This window comes from Dactylosporangium sp. CA-092794 (genome assembly GCF_050948465.1).
Taxonomy (GTDB): domain Bacteria; phylum Actinomycetota; class Actinomycetes; order Mycobacteriales; family Micromonosporaceae; genus Dactylosporangium.
The window spans coordinates 10,019,750-10,041,882 of sequence record NZ_CP192044.1 but is presented as its reverse complement, the minus strand read 5'-3'; the positions used below and the strand labels follow the sequence as shown (position 1 = coordinate 10,041,882).

Sequence of the window (22,133 nt, the reverse complement as noted above, 5' to 3'; positions counted from 1 at the left end):
GAGCGCAGCGGAGGAGGCCGTTCATCATGAACTCGAGGTGGAGCTCGTGCGGCCGGAGCGGAGCGGAGGGCGCATGAGCGGTCCGCAGCGAAGCGGAGCGACGGTGGACGCCGCGCGGCTGCGCGCCGGTATGCTCTCGGCGTGCGCACGGGTGCGCGACGCCCGGGCCGAGCTGACCGCGCTCGACGCCGCGGCCGGCGACGGCGATCTCGGCGAGAGCCTGGTGATCGGGTTCGCCGCGGTGGAGCGGGAGCTCGCCGGCGACGTGCCGAGCGACGCCGGCGCCGTCCTGCTGCGCGCCGGCACGGCCTTGAGCCGCAGCGCGCCGTCCACGTTCGGCACGCTGCTCGGCATGGCGTGGCGCGACGCGGGGCGCGCGCTCGCCGGCCGGCCGGCCTTGACGGGAGCGGAGGTCACCGAGATGTTCGATGTGATGGCCGCCGGCGTGGCGCGCCGCGGCGAGGTCAGCGCCGGACAGCGTACCGTGCTCGACGCCCTGCTCGCCTCCCGTGACCGGGCGCGTGATGCCGGTGGGGACGGGTTCACCGCGCTTCGGGCGGCCGCTGACGGCGCCCGCGCCGGCGCTGAGGCGACGGCGTCGATGCGTCCCCAGGTCGGGCGGGCCGGCTGGATCGGCGAGCGGGCACAGGGCCGGCCGGACGCCGGTGCGAGCGCGTAGGCCGTCATCGCCGACGCCATCGCCGCGGGCGCGGGGCAGGACTGACCCAGGTCTCCGCCCGATCGACTGGGCCTGTCCGGTCCCCCGGACGGGCCCAGTCACCTTCGCAGCCCCCCCGTCACAGGCGGCAGGTGTGCCCGCGGTGGGTGCGCAGCATGTATGGCATGGTGGATGCCGCGGGGTCGGCCTCGATCTGGTTGACGATGTCCTCGTGCTCCTCGACGATCCGGCGCAGCCGGGCCGAGGACAGTGGTGCGGCGCCCGCGTCGAGGGCCCGCAGCAGCGTCATCTCCTCGCCGAGCAGCTCGACCATCCGCGCGTTGGCACACCGCAGGGAGAGCCGCTCGTGGAACGCATTGATGAGCGTGCTGGCCTCGGCCGCGGTATCCGCCACGCCGCGTTCGACCACCTCGGCCAACTGCCGGTTCGTGTGACGCGCCGCCTGCAGGTCGGCCGGTGTGAGCGATGGGGCGCTCAGTGCGGTCACCGCGGACTCCAGCACCGCGACCGTCTCGGCGATCCGGTCCCGGGAGGCCCGGTCGCCCCGCCACTCGGCCAGGCTGCCGGCGGACCCGCCCGGGCCTTCCGGCTGGTCCTCGACCATCGTCGCGGACGGCAGCGACTGCTCGCCGGGCCGGAGTGTGCGGGTATTCAAGTTGTGGGGTGTCATCTTCTCCTCCAGGATCACGGTCTCGCCCGGTCCGATACCGCTGCCGGCCCAGGTCAGTGGTGCTGGTCGAGCTCGTTGAGGAAGCGGCCGGTGAGGCGGTTGAACGCGTCGGGCTGCTCAAGATTCACCAGGTGGCCGGCGCCGGCGATCTCGTGGTGCTCGGCATGGGGTGCCTGCCGGTGGATGGCCCGGCCGATCTCGCGGTACCCGTCGAGATCCTGCTCGCCGTTGATGACCAGCATCGGAGCCGTCACCGCGCCGAGCCGGTCGTTCAGCGGGGCGAGCGGTTCGACGGCCGCCTGGTCCCGCCACGGCTCGCCGGCGAACCGCTCGACCATCGACACCAACGTCCGGTAGGCCGAGGGGTGGGCGCGGGTGGGCTCGAAGAGCGGATGCTGGAGCCAGAAGGTCCTGGCGGCCGGTATGCCCTCACGACGGGCGATATCCGCCGCCTCGTCGGGCGGCCGGGGCGTGGTCCATCGGTGTCCCGGCAGTCCTGGCGAGCACAGCACCACCCCGGCGACGCGGTCGGGGGCTTCGACGGCCGCGGCGAGCGCGACGTTGCCACCGAGGGACAAGCCGACCAGATGCGCCCGCGCGATGCCGAGCGCGTCGAGGACGGCGAGCAGATCGGCCACGTGGCCGGCGCCGGCGATCGGTGCGGCGGAGGCGCCGAAGCCGCGCATGTCGTAGCGGACCGGCCGGTGCCGTCCGGCGAACGCGGTGAACTGCGGATCCCACATGGACCGGTCACAGCCGAAAGCATGCAGCAGGACCACGGCCGCGCCGGCGCCGGTCGCCTCGCCGTGCAGGCGGCCTCCTGGCACGTCGACAGAGAACGTGTCGATGAGCAACGGCTCCGGCGCCGTCACGCCGGCCCGCTCACCGGCGCGAGCGACGGTTCCCGGAACACCTCGACGATGGTGCGTTCGGCAATCCGCCACGTCGCGTCATCGCAGTAGGTCAGGCGGTCGATGAAGTCGGCGACCAGGTACACCGCGGCGCGTTGCACCGGCGCCGGCTCGTTCGCCGCGTAGCAGGTCCAGGTGCTCGTCGCCCGGACCGACGCCGCGGTGACCTCGGTGAGGCGCAGCCCGCTGTAGACGTGGCGGGTGGAGCGGGCGCCGAAGCGGGTGCGGGCTCGGTACCGCGCGGCGATCTCGTCCTTGCCGTGCAGGCTGGCGCTGCCGGCGACGTACCGCGCGTCCGCGGTGAACAGGTCCATCAGCGCGTCGACATCGTCGTGGTCGATGTAGTACGCCCAGTCGGCCATGACCGCGTCGATGTCGGCCCGCAGCCCGGCTGTCATCGCATCTCCACCGGGTTGCTCAGCGTGCCGATGCCGGAGATGCTGACGTCGATCGGGCCGCCGAGCGCGGTGAGGTCGACGTTCTGCACCGCGGAGCCACCCGCGGCCGACGCCTTCAGCGCGGTACCCATGGCGATGATGTCCGCGGTCTCCAGCGCCGTGTACCGCGACACGAACGCGATGACGTCCGCTACCGAGTGCAGCAGGTTCGCGGTGTTGTCGGCGGTCACCACCCGGCCCTGGTGGACGCACTGGATGGTCAGGTCGTGCGGGTCCGGGATCTCGTCCGTCGTGGCAACCCACGGCCCGATCGGGCCGAACGTGTCGGACCCCTTGTACCGCATCGGGTACGTGACCCAGGTGTCGACATAGGACAGGCCGGACGAGCCGTCGGAGGCAGGATGGATGGCGCGGTAGTGGAACGTGTCCTCGCCCCGCATGGTGGGGGACGTGAGGTCGTTCATGATGGTGTACCCGAACACGTGGTCCAGCGCCGTGTCGTGGGAAATGTCGACGCCGCCCCGGCCGATGACCACGGCGAGTTCCGGCTCCGGGTGGACCCGGCCGTAGTCGGCGCGCAGGCGGATGGACTGGCCGTGGCCGATCAGGGAGGACGCCGGCTTCAGGAACATCGCGGGATGCTTCGGCCCGCTCATGATGCGGTCGGTGTTGGCGCTGTTGTTGAGCGCGACGCAGATGACCTTGCCCGGCCGGGGGATCGGCGGGAGCCAGTCGAACTGGTCGACATGGCGGGCGCCCGCCCGGTCGGTGGCGAGGGCCTGCTTCACCACCGGCTCCGCGGCCGGCCAGTCCGCGATGATCTGCGCGAGGCTCGGCACACCCTCGAGCAGCAGCCCGTGCTGTTCATCGAGCGCGGCGACCACGCGTTCCCGGCCGTTCGAGCGAACCGTTCCGAACCTCATCGTGTCGTCTCCTTGGTGTCCTCGGCGAGGTCGTCGTCGACTGCCACGCCGGGTTCGAGCATCACCAGAGCTCCGCAGCCGGTGATCGCCGGAAAGGTCTGGAACCGGTAGACGGCCCGCGCGTCGGCCGACAACGCCGACCGCATGGCGAACCACAGCGACAGTTCGGCGGCCTCCGTCCCGCCATACCGCATGTACTCCCGCACCGGAATGGCCATCAGCTGGTCGAGATGGTCGGGGAGCATGTCCAGGAACCACCGGTCCAGGCCCTCGTTCGCGATCCCGAACCGCGCGCCGCTGATCTGGTGGGACATGCCTCCGGTGGCGATGACCACGACCCGCTCGTCGGCCGCGAACGACTCGACGCCGGTGCGCAGCGCCCGCCCGAGCGCGTGCAGCCTGCGCGCCGTCGGCAGCGGGTGGCGGATCATGTTCACCGCGATCGGTGTGACGGTGACCGGCCACGGCCGCTCCAGCAGGTACGGCAGCCACGAGAAGATGCCGTGGTCGACCGCCAGGTCCTGGCTGACGGTCATGTCGAACTCGCTGGTGACCAGGTGCTCGGTCAGGTGCAGGCCCCACCGGACGTCGCCGTTGAGGTCCGGCAGGTGCCGCAGGCCCCAGCCCTCGTCGGCCTGACGGAACCGTTCGCCGACCCCGATGGCCAGCGTCGGGTAGTTGTCCAGGTCGAAGTAGTTGAGGTGGTCGTTGTACACCACGACGAGGTGGTCCGGCGCCAGGGCGCGCAGTAGCCGCTCGATCCGCCGGGTGCCGTCGTACCAGGGCTGCCAGCGCTGGCTGAAGCCGGTGCCCCCGGCCGTGCCACGGTCGAACTCGATCCCCATCGACGGGGTGTGGGAGATGCCGATCCCGGCGACGACGCAGGCCATCAGCCGTCACTCCCCGGAATCCCGCTGACCCGGCGGGGGCACGCGGCGAGCAGTTCGTCCCGGGTGCAGCCGACGTTGTGGGCGCCGACGTGCCACAGGTCCTGCCCCACCGTCGCGGCCAGCTTGAGGACGGCCTGCAGGTGGCCGCCGACCTGCATGAGGCCGGTCCAGTCCCGCCGCCGCACCAGGTCGATCTCGGCGTCGCTCAGGCCCGCGGCGCGCAGATAGCCGGTCTCGTCGGCGAGGAACGCGGCGCGGTTGCCGGGCTTGCGCAGGCTGAGCGCGAACCGGTTCAGCGCCTGTCCCTGCAGCGCCCGCAGCGCGGTGAACTCGATGGTGCCGGGCTCGTCGAGGCTGAACGGTGGCAGCTCGATCATCGCTCACACCGTCCAGCTGACCGGAAGGTTGAGCAAGCCCCGGAATACCCAGCCGCCGAGCCGGACCTCCTCGGTGTCGCTCAGCCGCAGGCCGGGCAGCCGCCGGAACAGCGTCGGCAGCGCGACCTGGGCCACCTGTGCCCGGGCGACCCAGGTGCCCAGGCAGAAGTGCGGTCCGCCGCCGAACGCGATGTGCGCCTTGTTGGCGCGGTTGATGTCGAACTCGTCGGGGCGCTCGAAGACGGTCTCGTCGCGGTTGGCCGAGCCGAGGCAGACTCCGATGCGAGAGCCGGGCTCGAGGGTCACGCCGCCCAGCTCGACGGTCCGCGTGACCTCCCGCGGGTACATGCCGATCGGCGCGACCCAGCGGATGGCTTCCTCGAACACCGCCCGCCACCGGGCCGGGTCGGCCTCGACCTCGGCGCGGATCGTGGGGTGGGTCAGCACCGCCCAGGTCGCGACGCAGATCGAGTCGCGTGGCTCGTTCAGGCCGCCGCCGACGAACACCTTCACGTTGGCGCGGATCTCGTCGATGGTCAGCGGGTCGGGCGCGTGCACCATGGCCGAGATGACGGACTCGTCGGGCTGCCGGCGCGCATGCCGGACCGCCGCGTAGACGGCGTCATCGATCTCGGCCGCCGCCGTGTCGGCACGCTGCCAGACGACCGGATCGTCGGCGTAGTTCCCGCCGCCGTCCATCATGGCCTGCGACCAGCGCTGCATATCCGTGTCGAGGGCGTCGCGCAGGCCCAGCACCAGGGCGAGGTTGCGCGCCGCGAGCGGGCCGGCGAACTGCTGGAACAGGTCGGCCGTACCGTCGCCGGCGAACTCGTCGATCAGGTCGTCGGCGTTGCGCTGGAACAACGGCAGCCAGTGGTGCTTGACCGTGCGCGGCCGCATCGGTGCCTCGGCCGCGGCCCGTTCCCGCCGGTGGGCGTCGCCGTCCTTGCGCAGCAGCGTGTGCCCCATGATGCGGGTCATCAGCGAGCCGTGCTCGTTGGCGCTGAAGATCTCCGGGTTCCGCTCCAGATGGACGATGTCGTCGTAGCGGGTCACCAGGTACCGGTTGGCGGCCGGGACCCAGGCCACGGGCGCCTGCGCCCGGAGCCGTCGATAGATCGGGTACGGATCGTTATACAAATCGGACAAGAGGATTTCGTCGAGGACCGTCTGCTGGTCTGCAGGCACTGTTCACCTCACCGCGGGACCGTCCGCCGCGGCCTGCGGTGGCCGGTGCGGAGACGTAGTACCGGCAGCGTAGGAACGCCCGAGAACGAGCGTCAAACATGCATTCCCGGCGTTGTTCCTCGGTTTCCGCGATGAACGCGCCGTCTCACCCGTCGTCGTCGTGCGGTGCCGGCGACGCGGGGGCGAAGACCTCGAGCGCGAGGGCGAGGGTGCCGTAGTAGCCGACGAGCCAGGTGAGCTCCGCGAGCGTGGCCGTGCCGAGGGTCCGCTGCGCGGCGGCGTACTCGGCGTCGTCCAGCCGTCGCCGGCGGGACAGCGCGAGGCTGACCCCGGCGGCCTCCCGCTCGGCGTCGCTCAGCCCGTCGGGCACGGCACCGTCCAGGATGGACTGCAGCTGCTCGACGGTCAGGCCGGCGGCCAGGGCGGCCTGTTCGTGCGCCCACCACTCGAACTCGCAGCCGGCGGCGACGGCCACGGTGAGGATGGCCAACTCGCGGACGCGCGGGCTCAGCCCGCTGCGGAAGCGCAGCGCCGCCCCGAGCTGCTGGACGGCATCACCCACCTCGGGGGCGATCAGCATGAGCCCGAACGGGCCGAGCAGCCGGCCGGACCCATCGGTGATCGGCACCTGGCTCTGCTTCTGCCGGCGTGGGCCGCCGGTGATGGCGTCGTACAGCGCGCGTTGCGCGCCGGCGAGCGTCTCGGGTTCGATCGGCTCGACCCGCTGCCGCCGCGCCGATCTGGGCCGGCCGCGTAGCTCGCTTCGACCCGCTGCCGCCGCGCCGATCTGGGCCGGCCGCGTAGCTCGCTCACCGGCCGGTCCCTTCGCCGGCCGGGCGGTGCGGCTCGACCGTCGTCGCGGTGTCTGTGCCGAAGGTGGCGATCGTGAATTCGGCGAACCGGTGCGCGCGGGCGGTCAGGTTCGTGCGGGACGGGTAGGCCAGCACGAGCCGGATCGGCGGGACACTCTCCTCGATGGGCCGAGCCACGACCCGCCGTCCCTCGTAGGTCAGGTCCACCGGCGGGCGTTGGAACAGCATCGCATATCCGAGCCCGCGGCCTACCAGGCACCGGGTGAGCTCGAAGTTGTGGGTGCGGTGCCCGATCATCGGCTCGATGCCGATAGCGTTCATCATGCGCTCCCAGTTCTCCCGGCTGGGCGGCACGTCGAAGAGGATCATCGGCTCGTTCGCCAGCGCGGTGAGGCTCACCGTCGCGTCGTTGGCGAAGCGGTGATCCTCCGACATCAGCACGTGCGGGTACAGCGTCTGCACCTCGATGTACTCCAGGTCCGCGTCGAGTTGGAAGTCGTACAGCAGCGCCAGTTCCAGCACTGCCTCGTGCAGGTCCCGCTGCAGTTCCGGCTGGGCGTACTCGGCGAGCTCCAGGACGATGTCCGGACACTCCTCCTTGAACCCGGTCAGCAGCGGCGGGACGTAGATCGGGGCGAGCGTCGTGTAGCAGCCCACCGCCAGGGTCCCGGACAGCGCGCCGCCGCGCTCGACGCCGGCCTTCGTCTGCAGATCGGCCGCCTGGGCGAGCAGCGACTCCGCGAGCGCCAGCAGCCGGGTCCCGGCCGGGGTGAGCTCGACGCCCTTGGCCCGGTGCCGGACCAGCAGCTTGACCCCCAGGCCGCGCTCCAGCTGGGAGACCGCCAGCGACAGCGCTGACTGCGACACATGGACGCGGCTGGCGGCGGCGCTGATCGTGCCGGTCTGCGCGACCGCCGCGAAGTACTGCAGCTGGCGGATGGTGTAGTTGACGTCCACGGCGCGTACCCATCCCGGTGCGAGAGCCATCGGCGGCGCGCACCCGACGGGCGGTGGCGGGGTGGTGGCGGGAGCGGGACGCCGCTCGCGGCCGGCGCAGCCGCGATACGACATTATATCGGATTTCCGACGAAATCCCAGCCCTGTCGCCTGCGTCGGCCGTCCACGGTCGAGTGGATGTCACCGGCCTTGTCCGGGCGGACCGGGCGACTCCGCGGGATCGGGCACCGCGGCAGCGGACCGCCGCCGGCGTGCGGACGGGGCGACCTCGATCACGTACGCCGGCCGGCGCGGCAGCGGCACCCGGATCCGGACCCCGACCGCGCGGGCCAGCTGGATCGCGACGAGCACCGTCACGAGCCCGGCGGCGATGCCGTTGACCAGCATGCCGGCGCGCGGCCCGTAATGCTCGGCGACGGCGCCGATGATCGGCCCGCCGGCCGCGCCGCCGCCGAGGAAGACCAGGATGTACAGCCCCATCACCCGCCCGCGGATATGGTCCTCGGCGCTGGTCTGCACCGTGGAGTTGGCGGCCGTCACGAGCGTCATCGTCATCATGCCGATGGCGGCCGCGACGATCGCGTAGCCGATGAGCCCGGGCACGACACCGGCGAGCACGTAGAGCGCCGACAGGCACATCGCCGCGATGACGCTGGTGCGCAGCCGCGGGCGGTCCCGGGAGGCGGCGAACAGCGCGCCGACCAACGAGCCGACCGCGACCACCGAGCTGAGCATTCCGTAGCCCGCCGCTCCGCTGTTGAAAACCATCCGGGCGAAGGCGGCGTTGGTCACCGGGATGCTCGCGATGAAGGTGCCGAACGTGCCGATCAACACGGTGGTCCACAGGATGTCCGGCCGTTGCGCGACGTAGCGCAGGCCGTCGACGAGCTGGCGACCGGCCCGTTCGGTGACCGACGGGCGGGGTGGCTGGCGCAACGCGTCCTGCCGCATCCACAGCAGTGCGGCCATCGGTACGAGGTACGAGCCGGCGTTGATGGCGAAGGAGTAGCCCGGGCCGACCGCGTGGACGAGGTACCCGCTGATCGCCGGCCCGATCAGCGCGCCCAGCTGGAAGATCGCGGCATTGAGGCTGATCGCGTTGCGCAGCTGGGAGGGAGGGACCAGTTCGTTGACGAACGAGTGCCGGGTCGGGATCTCCAGGGCGGCCGCGACGCCGAGCCCGAACGCGATGACGAAGACGTGCCACACCTGTACCTGGTGGGTGAGTGTTAGGACGGCCAGCAGGGCGGACAGCAGCGCCGCCACGATCTGCGTGTACAGCAGGAGGCGCCGCTTCGGATATCGGTCGGCCAGCACGCCGCTGAGCAGTCCGAACAGCAGGGTCGGCAGGAACTGCAGTGTCGTGGTGATGCCGACCGCCGTGACGCTGCCGGTGAGGGTCAGCACCAGCCAGTCCTGACCGATGCGCTGAATCCACAGGCCGGTGCTGGAGAAGAACTGCCCGACGGCGAAGAGCCGGTAGTTGCGGGTGCGCAGTGAGACGAACGCGCGGCGCAGGCCGGCGCGGCCGCCGACCGGAGCGGCGAGAGGGATCTCGGCTTCCGCTGGTCCGCTCAACAGTCCTCCAGAGTCGTCGCGGCGCGCGTCGGCGCCGAGGTGGTGCCGCGCCGGCGCGGCGCCCGGCGACTTCGGCGCGCGTTGATCACCTTTGATCGTCGATCTTATTTTCTATACGATTGATCGCTATAAAGAACCTACCTGACTACCACTGGCGGCAATCCTGTGACGCTTCACACTGGATCGTGCACATCGGCGAGACGCCCAACGAGATGGCCGATGGGCCGACGCCGGATCAGGCGCTGGACGTGGCCGCGGCGCCGTCCTGCGCGGGGATGCTCCTGACCCGCGCGGGAGTCACGCCGCGCGGGTCAGGATCCGGCCGAGCCGGAGCTCGGGGAAGTGACAGCCGACCGCGCCGCCGCCGTGCGCCGCCAGGTCGGCGTGCAGCCGGTCGCGGGTCTGCCTCGCCAGCACCGGGTCGACGTCGAACGTGATCTGCCAGTCCAGGTGGTCCAGCTGCTGCGGGCAGTGCATGGCGTCGCCGAGCACCAGCACCCGCACGCCGTGGTCGTGGACCGCATAGACGGTGTGGCCGGGTGTGTGGCCGGGCGCCGAGATCGACCGGAGGCCGGCGGCGATGTTCTGCTCGCCGTCGGTCAGGGTGATCTGTCCGCGCCGTTCGAGCTCCAGCAGGGCGGCCCGGGTGTGCGGCGCGATCGGGACCGGGGCCAGCTCCCGCTCGACGAAGTACTCCCAGTCGCCGCGACCGACGAACGTCTGCGCGTTGGCGAACACCGGCCGGCCGGTCACCGGGTCGCCGATCGTGCCCGAGTGGTCGGCGTGCAGGTGGCTCAGCGCCAGCACGGCGACGTCGTCCGGCCGTACGCCCTGCCGCGCGAGCTGCGACAGCAGGTTGCCGCCGACGAGGGTGTCGCGTTGCTCGAAGTCGTGAGCGCCGAGCCCGGTGTCGATGAGCGCTGCCCGGTCGCCGGGCAGCAGGAAGCAGCCGAGCGGCAGCCGCACCTCGCCGTAGCGGCGACGCAGCGTGTCGTGCCCGGCCGTGGGCGCCTCCGGGGTACCGAGGAAACCCGGCGACATCAGCAGGAAGCCGTCGGACAGCCCGACCAGCGTCCGGTGGCCGACCGGGATCGCGTGCACCGCGGCGACGGAGACCGGGTCGTCCAGCAGCCGGTGTCCGTGCAGCGGACCGGCCACGTGCGCGTGCCCGGAATGCGTGTGCATGCCATCTCCTCGTGTGCGCGCCCGGGAAGGCCGGTTAGCGTGCCGCGACGACCCGGGAGCGGGCCAGTGCCTTGAGATCGGTGTCGGGGTCGGCGGCCTCGTCGGGGGAGAGGCCGGCACCGGCCTCCAGCAGCCGCCGCGCGGCGCGGTGGTCGCCGGGCCGCCCGACCGACTCGACCCAGGTGAGCCGGTCGCCGTCGAAGTGGAAGACGGAGAAGGTGAGCGACTCCGGCCGGCCGCGCACGACGAACCTGTCGCGTGCGCCCGGGACGCCGACCATCTGCAGTTTCCCGACGCCCTGGTCGGTCCAGAACCAGGGCACCGCTGCGTACGGGCGGACCGTCCCGGCGAGCCGCGCCGCCACGCAGCGGGCCTGGTCGGTGGCGTTCTGCACCGACTCCAGCCGGCGCGTGCCGCCGTCCACCCGCCAGCGGGCACAGTCACCAATGGCGGAGATGGCCGGATCCGAGGTACGCAACCATGCGTCGACCAGGATGCCGTCGCCGACGGCGAGGCCGGCGGCGCGGGCCAGCGCGGTGTTGGGGGTCGCGCCGATCGACACCATGACGAGGTCCGCCGGGATGCGCCGGCCGGAGGCGGTGTCGACCGCGACGACGCGCCCCTCGGCGGAGCGGATCCGCGTGACGCTCTCAGCGGTCAGTACCTCGATGCCTGCGTCGCGGTGCAGCCGGGCGAACGTGTCCGCCACCGGTGCCGACACCGCCCGCCCCATCAACGCCGGCGCGGACTCGACAACGGTGACGGCCGCGCCGCGGGCGGCGGCGACCGAGGCGAACTCGAGGCCGAGGAAGCCCCCACCGACGACGACCACCCGGATGCCGGACGCCAGCCGGCCGCGCAGCTCGTCGCTGTCGTGGACCGTTCGCAGGTATCGCACCCCGTCCGGGTACGGTTCGGCGAGCGGCAGCGGCCGGGGCAGCGCGCCCAGAGCGAGGATCAGGTGGTCGTACCCGATGGGTGCGCCCGCCCGCGAAACCAGCCGCCGCGCCGCACGGTCGATGCCGGTGACCCGCTGCCCGGTGCGCAGCTCGATGTCCTGGCCGGCGTAGAACCCTTCGCCCCGTAGCGGTAGGGGCGCGTCCTGTGTGCCGGCCAGGTAGTCCTTCGACAGCGGCGGGCGTTGGTACGGCAGCGCGTCCTCGTCGCCGACCAGCGTCACCGCCCCGCCGAACCCCGCCTTGCGCAGGGCCGCGGCCGCTTCCACCCCGGCGTGCCCGGCGCCCAGTACAACCACCCGGGAATCCATCGTCAGACCTGGTCCGGCGGCACGTCGACGGTCATCCCGGCCAGTTCCTCGGTGACCACGAGCTGACAGCTCAGGCGGCTGAGCCCGGTGCGGGGGCTGGCCGTTCCGTCGAGCATCTCGTCCTCCTCCTCGGCCATCGCCGGAAGCCGGTCGGCGAACGCCGGCTCGACGTACACGTGGCACGTCGCGCACATCGCGTTGCCGCCGCACTCGGCGATGATCCCGTCGACCGGATGCTTGATGGCCGCGGACATCAACGAGTTGTTCAGCGAGGCGTCCACGACGTCGATGGAGCCGTCCGGGTGGCGGAAGTTGACGATTGGCACTATGGGATACCTCTCGAAGAGGGGGCGGGATTCGGGGCGATGCTCGCGGGCGGCTGGGATCCGTTCACGGGTCCCAGCGGACCGGCAGGTTCAGCACGCCGCGGAACACCCAGCCACCCCACCGGACCGGTCTGTCCGGGTCGAGGCGCAGGTTGCGCAGCCGTCGGAAGAGCGTCGGCCAGGCGACCTGGCTCACCTCGGCGCGGGCGGCGAACGAGCCGAGGCAGTAGTGCGGCCCGCCGCCGAAGCTGATGTGGTGGTTCGCGGCGCGGCGGACATCGAAGCTGTCCGGGTCGTCGAACACGTCCTCGTCGCGGTTGGCGGACGCCAGGACGATGCCCAGCTTCGCCCGGGCCGGCAGGACGGTGCCGCCGAGCTCGACCTCGCGGGTGGTCTGCCTCGGGTACATACCGATCGGGGCGACCCATCGGACGGTCTCCTCGAACGCCCGCCGCCACAGCCCCGGGTCGTCGATGCACGCCTGAGCCTGATCGGGATTGCTCAGCAGCGCGTACAGCCCGGTGGCAAGCGAGTCGCGGGGCTCGTTGAGGCCACCGCCGATGAACATCTTGACGTTCGCCCGGATCTCGTCGACGCCGAGCGGATCCTCGGCATGCAGCATGGCGGAGATCAGGGACTGACGCGGGTGGGACCGGAGCCGTTCCACCGCGCGCAGCACCGCGGCGTCCACGCCGGCGGCGGCCGCTTCCGCCCGCTGCCACACGGCCTCGACGTCGCCGTAGTTGCCGGTGCCGTCCATCATCGCCTGCGACCACTCCTGCAGGTCCGCGGCGTCGACGTCATCGAAACCGAGCATCATCGCGAGGTTGACGGCGGCGAACGGGCCGGCGAAGTCGCGGAACAGGTCGGCCTCGCCGCGCCCGGCGAAGCCGTCGATCAGGTCGTCGGCCACCCGCTGGAACAGCGGGGTCCAGTGGTCGCGGACCCGCCGCGGCCGCATCGACGGCTCGGCGCCAGTCCGTTCGCGGTCGTGCGCCGGGCCGTCCTTGCGCAGCATGGTGTGGCCCATCACGCGCTTCATCAACGAGCCGGTCTCGTCCGCGCTGAAGACCTCGGGGCGGCGCTCCAGGTCCACGATGTCACGGTGCCTGGTGACGAGGTACCGGTTCACCGCCGGCACCCAGGCGACCGGCTCGTGCCGGCGCAGCATGGCATATGTCGGATACGGGTCGGCCCAGAGTTCAGTGAGCGTGACGTCATCGCCGGCGCCGATCGCTCGGGTCATCCTCACCACCGCCTGCATTCGGTCCTTGTGCTCCGCGTCCCCGTCGTGCGGTGACGCCCGCGGCCGGGTGTCCGGCCGGTCGTCTCGACCGGCCGCTCGTCAGGTAAGCATGAGCAAGTCCAATATGGCTGTCCAGCAAAAGAATCTGTGCAACAACCTCGATTGACCCGAGGAAGCCGCGGCTCGACCAGGTGCACGGTATCAGATATGATTCCGTGTAGAATAGGCTCCGACCGCGCGGGCGCCACAACGTCGCGGTCCAGGTGAGGGGATGTTGCGATGCCTGCCCCGCAGACACGGCTCGACGGGATCGTCCCGCCGGACATCGTCCGCTCCGCGTACGCCGAACTGGTTGTCACCGACCTGGCTCGATCGCGGTGGTTCTGGGTCGACATGCTCGGCATGGTCGTGCAGCACGAGGAGCGCGACGCCTTGTACCTGCGGGGCTTCGACGAGCTGACGCACCACAGCCTGGTGCTGCGCCGCGGCGACACGGCCGCGGCCGACCGGCTGGCGTTCCGCGTGCGCAGCCCCGCCGACCTGGACCGGGCCGAGCGGTTCTTCGGCGCGCGGGGCTGTCCGGTCAAGCGCTTCCCGGCCGGCGCAACGGTCGGGGTGGGCGAGAGCGTGCGGGTCGAGGACCCGCTGGGATTCGTGGTCGAATTCTTCCACGACATCGATCCGGTCGAGCGGCTGCATCAGCGCTACGACCTGCGCCGCGGCGCGGAGATCGCCCGGCTGGACCACTTCAATATCGTGGTGCCGGACATCCCCGCGGCCTTCGCCCACTACGAGTCGCTCGGGTTCAGCTGCTCCGAGACGATCGAGGACGGCGAGAAGCTGTACGCCGCCTGGATGTACCGCAAGCAGACCGTGCACGACGTGGCCTTCACCGGCGGCGCCGGCCCGCGTCTGCACCATCTCGGCTTCTTCGCCCATGAGTCGGCGCAGGTGCTGCGCACCTGCGACATCTTCGGCTCCCTCGGGCTGGAGCAGCACATCGAGAGGGGGCCCGGCCGGCACGGCGTCTCCAACGCGTTCTACGTCTACCTGCGCGACCCGGACGGCCACCGGCTCGAGGTGTACACCAGTGACTACTTCACCGGCGACCCGGACCACCCGGTGCTGCGCTGGAACGTCCGTGACCCGCGCCGCCGGGACTTCTGGGGCAACGCCGTCATCGAGTCCTGGTACAAGGAGGCCAGCCCCGTGCTCGGGCTGGACGCTACGATACAGCCGTTGCGCGAGGCGAACGTCGACGAGTCGGCGGTGCGGGTGGGCGCCGACGGCCTCGGCGTCGTCACGAGCTGACCGGGTCCACGGCGAACCGGCCGCCCACGGGCGGCCGGCACCCCGGTGCCAATGTGGAGCGGACTGGCGCGGGAGCGGCTCGCGGCGGTCCGGGTGCCTTTCGGTGAACGGCCGGTTTCCGGTACCGCTGCCCGGCCGGTCTGGTCCGCCCACCCTGGCGTGGCTAGGCATACGCACCCCCGAGGCGCGGGGGAGTCACTCGGGATCTGCCCTGCCGGCGGCCTCCCGGCGGGCGCGGTCGATCGCCTCGGCGATCGGCAGTCCCAAGCCCGCCGCAGCCACCTTCGCGTCGTCGTACTCCGGCTGCAGCCGGACCGTCCCGTCACCCAGATAAGCGCGCTTGACGTCGACCTGGTACCCGTCGACGAGCACCCGCACCACGTCTCGCCGTAGCCGCCGTCGCGATACCGGCGAAAGGCGGAGCCCTAACGTCGTCGTCTGCGTGAACACCATCGCACACGCGGCGTCGACGAGATCGGGGTCGACCAGCACCGTGAGCACCTGGCCGGGCCGGCCCTTGTGGGTCAGCGCCGGGACACACCAGGCGTCAGCCGCGCCGATGCCGCGCAACTGCGATATCACGTCCGGCCACAGTCGTGGGTCCATGTCGTCGATGGTGGCCTCGATCTGCATCATCGACGTCGTCAGCGTGTCTGCGCCGGCCCCGGCGGTGCCGACCACGACCCGCACCGCGTTGGGGTGGGTGTCCGGATCCCTGGTGCCGCCGCCGACGCCGACTACAAAACCGGTGAGTGCCGGCGGGGGCCCCCACGACGTGGCCAGGTTGACCAGGAGGGCCGCCCCCGTCGGTGTGCACAGTTCGGTCGGTGAGGGATGGGATGTGATCGGGGCACCGGCGGCGCTGAGCAGTTCGAGCACGGCCGGCACCGGCACCGGCAGCCGGCCGTGGGCGGTGAGTGCGGTGCCCGAGCCGACCGCCACCGGTCCGACCACACGCCGCGCGCCGCGCAGCAACGACAGCTCATGGAGCGCGACCGCACAGCCGACCACGTCGGCGATCGCGTCCAGCGCGCCGACCTCGTGGAAGTGCACCTCATGCTCGGCAACGCCGTGCACGCGGGCCTCGGCCCGGGCGAGAAGCTGGAACGTCGACAGTGCGAAGTCGGTCGCCGGCGCGGCCAGGCCCGCGCTGGTGATGACGCGCCGGATGTCTTCGATCCCGCGGCGGGCCGCCGCCTCTGGCGCGAGCACTTCGGCCCGCAGCGCCCGCAGTCCATGGCGGCGTACGGACGTGGTTCGCAAGGTGATCGTCTCTACCGGCAGCCGTCCCAGTGCGGCACGCACCGCCTGCTCACTCGCGCCGGCATCGAGCAACGCCGCCAGCAGCATGTCGCCGGCCACGCCGTTGGATGCGTCCACCCACATCGCCCTCACGACCGGCTCCCCCGTGGCGTCGCCGCACGGCGGGCGATCCGTGCAGCGGCAACGCCCGCGCCGAAGCCGTTGTCCACATTTACTCCCAACACGCCCGGCGCGCAGCTGTTGAGCACGGACAGCCACGCGGCAAGGCCGTCCATGTGCCAGCCGTAGCCGACGCTGGTGGGCACCGCGATCAGCGGCGCCCCGATCAGGCCGCCCAGCACCGATGGCAGCGCCGCCTCCATGCCGGCGACCGCGACGACAACATCGGCGCGGCCGATGCGGTCGCGCTGATCGAGCAGGCGGTGCAGACCCGCCACGCCGACATCGAGCACCGTGTCGACCGCCGCGCCGAAAACCCGGACCGTCACCGCGCACTCGCGAACCACCGGCAGGTCGCTCGTGCCGGCGGCCACGATCGTCACCGAGCCCTTGGGCTGCGGATACCGGCCGACAACCGCTACCCCGGCGAGGTCGTCCACCTCCGCGTCGGGCAGCTGGGCGCGGCAGTGTGCCGCCGCCTCGGGACTGAGCCTGGTCGCCATCACCGCTCGGTCAGGATGTGCGTCGTGCAGCACGCTCAGCAGCTCGGCGATCTGCTGCGGAGTCTTGCCGGCCCCGAACACGACTTCTGGGTCGCCGGTGCGCTGCTCGCGCTGCAGGTCCAGCCGTGCGAACCCAAGATCCTCTGTCACCCTGACCCTCATCTTGATATCATTTCTCATACGCCAGTGTGATACGACAGGCCAGGAGAGAATACGTGGGTACCGTGCCGGACATCCAGGTGCTCGCGGGCCGCCTGCTTGACGAGGTTGCCGGATATGGCCGTACCCTGGTGGCGTTCTCCGGCGGCGTCGACTCAAGTCTGGTCGTGGTGGCTGCGGCGCGTGCACTGGGCACGCACAACGTCGTCGCGGCCACAGCGGTTTCGCCCGCGGTGCCCGGCGAGGAGGTCAGCGCCGCTCGCGAGTTCTGCCGGCAGCACGCCGTAGAGCACCGCCTCATTGCGACCGGGGAGATGGACGTCGCCGGCTATCGGGAGAACGGGCCGATGCGGTGCTACTTCTGCAAGGACACGCTGGCGGGCGCGGCGCGCGCCTTCGCCGGCACCCACGGGTTCGTCACAGTGGCGACCGGGACGAACGCCTCCGACGTCGCGGGCGGCTTCCGGCCCGGCATCAGGGCCGCCGCCAGGCACGGCGTGCGCACCCCACTCGCCGACCTGGGCTTCGCGAAGGACCAGGTTCGGCAACTTGCCCGGCATTGGGGACTCGCCACGTGGCGCAAGCCGGCGACGCCCTGCCTGTCCAGCCGGATCGCGTTCGGCGTCGTCATCTCCACGCAACGCCTGTCGCGGGTCCACCGGGCCGAGACGGCCGTGCGTGCCGCGCTGGCCGGTGCCGGGCTGAACGACCTGCGGGTCCGCGATCTCGGTGATGAGGTCCGCCTCGAAGTCGACGCCCATCTCGTCGGCCCGGCCGGGGCCGACCCCGCCGTCGCCCGGGCGGTCGCCGACGCCGGCTTCGGCGACGCCCGGCTGCACGTCGCCGCATTCCGATCCGGTGCGATGAACGACCTGCTCCCGGATGCACAGCGCTGGCGCCATGCCTAGCCCGAAACGCCCGCCGTGGCCGCTCGAGAACCGCTGACAAGGAGCCCCTCGGAGTTGGAAGTCAAGCTCGCCTACGGCACCGACGGCATCTGGGTGGACGTTCCGGACGGACGTACCACTGTCATCACGCCGGATCATCCACCGGCGGCGCCCGATCCGATGCAGGCTTTGCGGGCGGCGCTGCGCACGCCCGTCGGCGGGCCGCCGCTGCGGGAACGGGTCCGGCGCGGCCAGACCGTGGCCATCTCGGCCTGCGACGGCACCCGGCCTCAGCCCCGCGAGCTGATGATCCCGGCAATCCTCGACGAGCTCGACGGCGTCATTGCTCCGGACGACATCGTGGTACTGGTGGCCACCGGCACCCACCGCGGGAACAGCCCTGCCGAACTGCGCGTGATGTTCGGCGACGCGGTGGACCGGGTCCGCATCGTCAACCACGACGCGCGGGCCGCGGACTCGTTGCGCTGGATCGGCCGGTTCGGCGACAACGTGCCCGTGTGGCTCAACCGCGAATGGGCGGAGGCCGATGTCAGAATCACCACGGGCTTCGTCGAGCCGCACTTCTTCGCCGGCTTCTCGGGCGGACCGAAGCTGGTCGCGCCCGGCCTGGCCGCCCTGGAGACCGTCCTGACCCTGCACGACGCGCGCAGAATCGGCCATCCCAAGGCGGTGTGGGGAATCACGCGCGGCAATCCCGTCCACGACGACGTGCGGGCGATCGCCGCGGGCACCGGGGTCGACTTCGGGCTCGACGTCGTGCTCGACCGCAACCAGCGCATCGTGTCGGCATTCGGCGGCGACCTGCTCGACATGCACGGCGCCGCGACCGATGTCGCCCGCCGCGTCTCGATGCGGCCCGTAACCGGCCGCTTCGACGTCGTCATCACCACCAACGCCGGCTTCCCGCTCGACCAGAACCTCTACCAGGCGGTGAAGGGAATGTCGGCAGCGCACCAGGTGGTGCGCCCCGGCGGCACCATCATCTGTGCGGCCGAGTGCCGCGACGGGTTCCCCGACCATGGCTCGTACCGGGAGGTGCTCACCTCGCAGTCGTCGCCGCAAGCGCTGATGGCAGAGATCGAGGCGCGCACGCACACGGTGCCGGACCAGTGGCAGGTGCAGATCCAGGCCCGCATCCAGGCCACCGCGAGGGTGGTGATGCACACGTCGTACCTGTCCGACGAGGAACTCGCCGCGGCACACCTGGAGCAGACGGCCGACATCGGCGAGTTCGTGCGCCGCCTGGACTCCGCGGCGTCCATCTGCGTGCTGCCGGAAGGGCCGCAGACGATTCCGTATGTCGTCGGCAGGTCGCGCGTTCACCAGGCGTGGCCCGTGGAACCGTGACAACCCCCGTTCGGCGAACGCGACGTCGTACTCGGCGAGGCGGCTGCGCAGCCCGAGCGGCAGGAGCCCGAGGACGAGCAGACCGGCGACGGCGGGGATCACCGTCCAGTAGCGCATCGCCGACACGCTGATCGACGAGGCCGACCTTCTGCTCGTGATCGGCTGCAAGCTCGGGGAGATCGCCACCAAGCGCTACACGCTGCCCGGCCCGGGCGCGGTGATCGTCCAGCTGGACATCGTGGCCGAGGAATTCGGCCGCACCGTCCAACCGGATGTGCTGCTGTGGGGCGACGCGCTGCTCGGCGTGCAGGACCTGCGGGCCGGGCTCGAACCGGCGGCGGCCATTGGGGCGCGACTGGCCCCGCGCGCGGCGGACGTCGCCCGCCGGATGGCCCGGTGGTGGGAGAGCGTGGCCGACCGGCTCCACTGCGACGAGTCACCGGTCAGCGTCGCCCGCCTGATGACCGAGTCCGACCTCAACTACGCCGACATCGCCCGGTCCCTGGGCTGCCACGGGGTACGGGTCGACCACCCGGCCGAGCTGGGCCCGGCGCTGCGGCAGGCGCTGCGCACCCCCGGCCCGACCGTGCTCGACGTCGCGGTCACCCGTGACCCGGCCGCGATGCTGCCGGGCGTCGACAACCGAGCCCGCCCGGTGACCGCCGGCGACCGGATCGCCTGAGCGCCGTCCCGCCGCCCGCTGTTGCAGGCAACGGCGGGCGCCGGGCGGTCAGGGGCGGCCGGTCCGGCTCATCCGGCGACGTAGGCGCCGGTCAACTGCGGGACACCGGATCCGCGGTCCGTGCTGACGAGTTCGGGCCAGTGCGCCTGGGCGAGGGCGGGGAGCACCTTACGCTGGGTCAATCCATTGGAGCATTTCAGGTACCACCCGCGTGCGCGGGGAGCACACTTCTCGACCTGCGGGTCTGCAGGTCAACAGGCGGGATCTTGATTAGTCGTCCGCGACAGCGCGATCTTCCAGACGGTCATCGATATGCCAAGCGAAGATACATCGATAGCTTCTCGCGCACGCGTGTGGTGTATCGCGTCGTCTCCGGTTTCCGGGCTGGGCGAACCGGTACGAGTTGGTGCCGGTCTCGACGATGTTCCCTGTCAAGTCGGCGTGTTGTCGGCGTACTAGAAAAGTGCGCAGTCGTAGGGCCGGGGCGACGCCCTTGCCGGCCGTGGCGGTGTCCGCGGGTGTCCATGACTCGCTGGCGGTCTGAGCCTGGAGCGCGCGGGCGTAGGCTCTCAGGGATGCGGATCGGCGAGCTGTCCAAGCGCACGGGCGTGAGTCCGCGCTCACTGCGGTACTACGAAGAGCAGGGCCTGCTGACCAGCTCACGCTCCGACGCGGGGCAGCGTCACTATTCCGATGCCGAGGTCCTGCGTGTGTCGCTCATCCGGCAGTTGTTCGACGCGGGTATGTCCAGCCGGGTGATCGCGACTGTGCTGCCGTGTGTGGACGTCCCGGGTGACCTGGGCGTTGCCGAGGAGACGTTCACGGCGATGATGCGCGAGCGCGACCGGATCGACGCCGACATCGCGCACCTGATCGAGACCCGGGATGCGCTCGACGTGCTGATCAGGGCCAACAGCCGGCACCGGGCGAAGCTGTCCACGACCCCGGAACCGGCGGCACTGTCGGCCTGATGCTGTGACCTGTACCTCAGCCGCTTGCCCTTTACACCGATGTGAGCGGTGAGGATGGCGACAGCGCCCGGAATCACCGGGGCGGTCACACGGGAGGCGGCAGAGAATGGGACAGGCGTGGGGTTTCGGCAGGTATGGCGGGCCCGAGGTGCAGGAGTTCTTCGATCGTCCCGATCCCGTCCCCGGTCGCGGCGAGGTGCTGATCCAGGTCGCCGTGGCCGGCGTGAATCCCCTCGATCACATTCTTCGCTCGGGTCTGGTCTCCGGGCTCGACGGCGGGCGTCCGTTTCCCCGCGTGCTGGGCATGGAGGCGGCGGGAACCGTTCTCGCCCTGGGCGAGGACGTCGACGGGCTCGAGGTGGGTGACGCGGTCTTCGGCTTCGCCCTCACCGGTGGCGGCACCTACGCCGAGACGACGGTGCTGTCCGCGCCGAACACCGCGCGCATTCCGGCGGGTCTGTCCACGACCGTGGCGGCGACGCTGCCAGTGGCCGGGACGACCGCGGTGGACGCGCTCGACCAGCTCGGCCTCCCGGCCGGTGCCACGGTCCTGGTCAACGGGGTCGGGGGCGGGGTCGGCCTCGCCGTCGGCCGGCTGGCTATCGGTCGCGAGTTGCGGGTGATCGGCACCGGGAGTACCGCCAAACGCGAGCACGCCGAAGCCATCGGGGTGCGGTTCATCGACTACACCACCGAGGACGTCGTCACCGCGGCACGCGAGCTGGTTCCGGACGGCTTCGACGGGATCGTCGACCTGGCCGGAGGCAGCTCGCTGCGGACGGTCGCTCCGCTGGCCCGGGATCCCCGCAACGTCATCGCAGTGGGTGATAGGTCTGTGCCTGATCTGGGCGGGCGTCTCGTCGAGCGTCGCATCGACCGCAAGAACCTGGAACGGGCCGCCCGGCTGGCCCTCGACGGAGTCCTCGCACCCGTGATCACCGCGGTCCATCCGCTCTCCGACGCCCCGGCTGCCCTCGCCACCGTCGAGAATGGTCACACTGCGGGCAAGGTTGTTATCAAGGTGGCATGAGAAGTGCCCGGCCGCGACAACCGGAACCGCCCTGACCCGCGAAATCAGCGACGGCCTGACCTCGGGCACCCTCACCGTCGACACCGACCAACACCCCCACCCCGCTGAATCGCCAGGGCCGTCCCACGCAAGCAACCACGACAGGCGGGCGCAACCTGCGATCTGCGCGGCCGGGCCGGACGTATGTCTCCGTGATCATGATGTCCGCGGTGACCGTACACCGGGTTTGCCATGATCCCGGAGACTTGTGGTACACGGGGGTACATCAGCGCTCCGTGATCATGAAAAACCGTTGGTGCCGGCGCCGGGTTGTGCATGATCACGGAGACTTCCGGTCCCTGCACCGCGCTGCGCGGGTGCAGCGCCTAGCCGCTTTGGGACGTGATCGCGCCG

The 22,133-nt window shown here is 71.4% G+C and carries 23 protein-coding genes; 7 read left to right on the top strand and 16 right to left on the bottom strand.

What is annotated here, in order from left to right; all coding sequences use genetic code 11:
- Nucleotides 1–73 precede the first annotated feature (73 nt).
- Nucleotides 74–679: a DAK2 domain-containing protein gene (locus ACQPXD_RS43005; RefSeq protein ID WP_432828618.1), complete on the top strand. Its 606-nt coding sequence runs from the start codon at nucleotides 74–76 to the stop codon at nucleotides 677–679.
- 118 nt (nucleotides 680–797) lie between these two features.
- On the opposite strand, the gene ACQPXD_RS43000 is transcribed toward ACQPXD_RS43005, so the two are convergent.
- From ACQPXD_RS43000 to ACQPXD_RS42935, 14 genes are all read right to left on the bottom strand, one after another.
- A complete protein-coding gene (locus ACQPXD_RS43000; RefSeq protein ID WP_432828616.1) occupies nucleotides 798–1,349 on the bottom strand; it encodes an FCD domain-containing protein in 552 nt (183 codons plus the stop codon).
- Between the two features lie 53 nt (nucleotides 1,350–1,402).
- Entirely contained in the window at nucleotides 1,403–2,221 is an 819-nt protein-coding gene (locus ACQPXD_RS42995) for an alpha/beta fold hydrolase (protein WP_432828614.1), read from the bottom strand.
- On the bottom strand, nucleotides 2,218–2,658 hold the full coding sequence (locus ACQPXD_RS42990) for a nuclear transport factor 2 family protein (RefSeq protein ID WP_432828612.1): 441 nt from the start codon (nucleotides 2,656–2,658) through the stop codon (nucleotides 2,218–2,220). The genes ACQPXD_RS42995 and ACQPXD_RS42990 overlap by 4 nt, the downstream gene beginning before the upstream one ends.
- Complete coding sequence (locus ACQPXD_RS42985) at nucleotides 2,655–3,581, bottom strand: fumarylacetoacetate hydrolase family protein (protein ID WP_432828610.1); 927 nt, start codon at nucleotides 3,579–3,581, stop codon at nucleotides 2,655–2,657. The genes ACQPXD_RS42990 and ACQPXD_RS42985 overlap by 4 nt, the downstream gene beginning before the upstream one ends.
- On the bottom strand, nucleotides 3,578–4,471 hold the full coding sequence (locus ACQPXD_RS42980; RefSeq protein ID WP_432828608.1) for a hypothetical protein: 894 nt from the start codon (nucleotides 4,469–4,471) through the stop codon (nucleotides 3,578–3,580). Before ACQPXD_RS42980 ends, ACQPXD_RS42985 begins: the two co-directional genes overlap by 4 nt.
- Nucleotides 4,471–4,848: a hypothetical protein gene (locus ACQPXD_RS42975; RefSeq protein ID WP_432828607.1), complete on the bottom strand. Its 378-nt coding sequence runs from the start codon at nucleotides 4,846–4,848 to the stop codon at nucleotides 4,471–4,473. The genes ACQPXD_RS42980 and ACQPXD_RS42975 overlap by 1 nt, the downstream gene beginning before the upstream one ends.
- Before the next feature lie 3 nt (nucleotides 4,849–4,851).
- Nucleotides 4,852–6,036 carry a cytochrome P450 gene (locus tag ACQPXD_RS42970; RefSeq protein ID WP_432828605.1) on the bottom strand — a complete coding sequence of 395 codons (1,185 nt, stop codon included), beginning with the start codon at nucleotides 6,034–6,036 and terminating at the stop codon, nucleotides 4,852–4,854.
- Between the two features lie 145 nt (nucleotides 6,037–6,181).
- Entirely contained in the window at nucleotides 6,182–6,664 is a 483-nt protein-coding gene (locus ACQPXD_RS42965; protein WP_432828603.1) for a carboxymuconolactone decarboxylase family protein, read from the bottom strand.
- Between the two features lie 181 nt (nucleotides 6,665–6,845).
- Nucleotides 6,846–7,805, bottom strand: a complete 960-nt coding sequence (locus ACQPXD_RS42960; RefSeq protein ID WP_432828601.1) for a LysR family transcriptional regulator — start codon at nucleotides 7,803–7,805, stop codon at nucleotides 6,846–6,848.
- 180 nt (nucleotides 7,806–7,985) lie between these two features.
- Nucleotides 7,986–9,383, bottom strand: coding sequence for an MFS transporter (locus ACQPXD_RS42955; RefSeq protein WP_432828599.1), 1,398 nt, complete (start codon nucleotides 9,381–9,383; stop codon nucleotides 7,986–7,988).
- Between the two features lie 297 nt (nucleotides 9,384–9,680).
- Nucleotides 9,681–10,568: an MBL fold metallo-hydrolase gene (locus ACQPXD_RS42950; RefSeq protein WP_432828597.1), complete on the bottom strand. Its 888-nt coding sequence runs from the start codon at nucleotides 10,566–10,568 to the stop codon at nucleotides 9,681–9,683.
- Nucleotides 10,569–10,602: 34 nt separating this feature from the next.
- On the bottom strand, nucleotides 10,603–11,823 hold the full coding sequence (locus tag ACQPXD_RS42945) for an NAD(P)/FAD-dependent oxidoreductase (protein ID WP_432828595.1): 1,221 nt from the start codon (nucleotides 11,821–11,823) through the stop codon (nucleotides 10,603–10,605).
- Between the two features lie 14 nt (nucleotides 11,824–11,837).
- The gene (locus ACQPXD_RS42940) at nucleotides 11,838–12,161 is read right to left on the bottom strand and encodes a 2Fe-2S iron-sulfur cluster-binding protein (protein ID WP_432828593.1); all 324 of its coding nucleotides are present in this window, start codon (nucleotides 12,159–12,161) and stop codon (nucleotides 11,838–11,840) included.
- A 64-nt stretch (nucleotides 12,162–12,225) separates the two neighbouring features.
- Nucleotides 12,226–13,407, bottom strand: a complete 1,182-nt coding sequence (locus ACQPXD_RS42935) for a cytochrome P450 (RefSeq protein ID WP_432828591.1) — start codon at nucleotides 13,405–13,407, stop codon at nucleotides 12,226–12,228.
- Nucleotides 13,408–13,686: 279 nt separating this feature from the next.
- Between ACQPXD_RS42935 and hpaD the strand changes: the two genes are divergently transcribed.
- Complete coding sequence (hpaD, locus tag ACQPXD_RS42930) at nucleotides 13,687–14,718, top strand: 3,4-dihydroxyphenylacetate 2,3-dioxygenase (RefSeq protein ID WP_432828589.1); 1,032 nt, start codon at nucleotides 13,687–13,689, stop codon at nucleotides 14,716–14,718.
- A 195-nt stretch (nucleotides 14,719–14,913) separates the two neighbouring features.
- Here hpaD and larC read toward each other — a convergent pair whose 3' ends face one another.
- The gene (gene larC / locus ACQPXD_RS42925) at nucleotides 14,914–16,104 is read right to left on the bottom strand and encodes a nickel pincer cofactor biosynthesis protein LarC (RefSeq protein WP_432844166.1); all 1,191 of its coding nucleotides are present in this window, start codon (nucleotides 16,102–16,104) and stop codon (nucleotides 14,914–14,916) included.
- Between the two features lie 5 nt (nucleotides 16,105–16,109).
- Nucleotides 16,110–16,793: a nickel pincer cofactor biosynthesis protein LarB gene (gene larB / locus ACQPXD_RS42920; RefSeq protein ID WP_432828587.1), complete on the bottom strand. Its 684-nt coding sequence runs from the start codon at nucleotides 16,791–16,793 to the stop codon at nucleotides 16,110–16,112.
- A 65-nt stretch (nucleotides 16,794–16,858) separates the two neighbouring features.
- Between larB and ACQPXD_RS42915 the strand changes: the two genes are divergently transcribed.
- The 5 genes from ACQPXD_RS42915 (at nucleotide 16,859) to ACQPXD_RS42895 (ending at nucleotide 21,740) form a co-directional block, all read left to right on the top strand.
- Nucleotides 16,859–17,710, top strand: a complete 852-nt coding sequence (locus ACQPXD_RS42915) for an asparagine synthase-related protein (RefSeq protein WP_432828585.1) — start codon at nucleotides 16,859–16,861, stop codon at nucleotides 17,708–17,710.
- Between the two features lie 54 nt (nucleotides 17,711–17,764).
- Complete coding sequence (larA, locus tag ACQPXD_RS42910) at nucleotides 17,765–19,057, top strand: nickel-dependent lactate racemase (RefSeq protein WP_432828583.1); 1,293 nt, start codon at nucleotides 17,765–17,767, stop codon at nucleotides 19,055–19,057.
- Nucleotides 19,058–19,211: 154 nt separating this feature from the next.
- Nucleotides 19,212–19,739 carry a thiamine pyrophosphate-dependent enzyme gene (locus ACQPXD_RS42905; RefSeq protein WP_432828581.1) on the top strand — a complete coding sequence of 176 codons (528 nt, stop codon included), beginning with the start codon at nucleotides 19,212–19,214 and terminating at the stop codon, nucleotides 19,737–19,739.
- 575 nt (nucleotides 19,740–20,314) lie between these two features.
- Nucleotides 20,315–20,710: a MerR family transcriptional regulator gene (locus ACQPXD_RS42900; RefSeq protein WP_432828579.1), complete on the top strand. Its 396-nt coding sequence runs from the start codon at nucleotides 20,315–20,317 to the stop codon at nucleotides 20,708–20,710.
- Nucleotides 20,711–20,858: 148 nt separating this feature from the next.
- Entirely contained in the window at nucleotides 20,859–21,740 is an 882-nt protein-coding gene (locus tag ACQPXD_RS42895; protein WP_432828577.1) for an NADP-dependent oxidoreductase, read from the top strand.
- The last annotated feature ends 393 nt before the right edge of the window (nucleotides 21,741–22,133 follow it).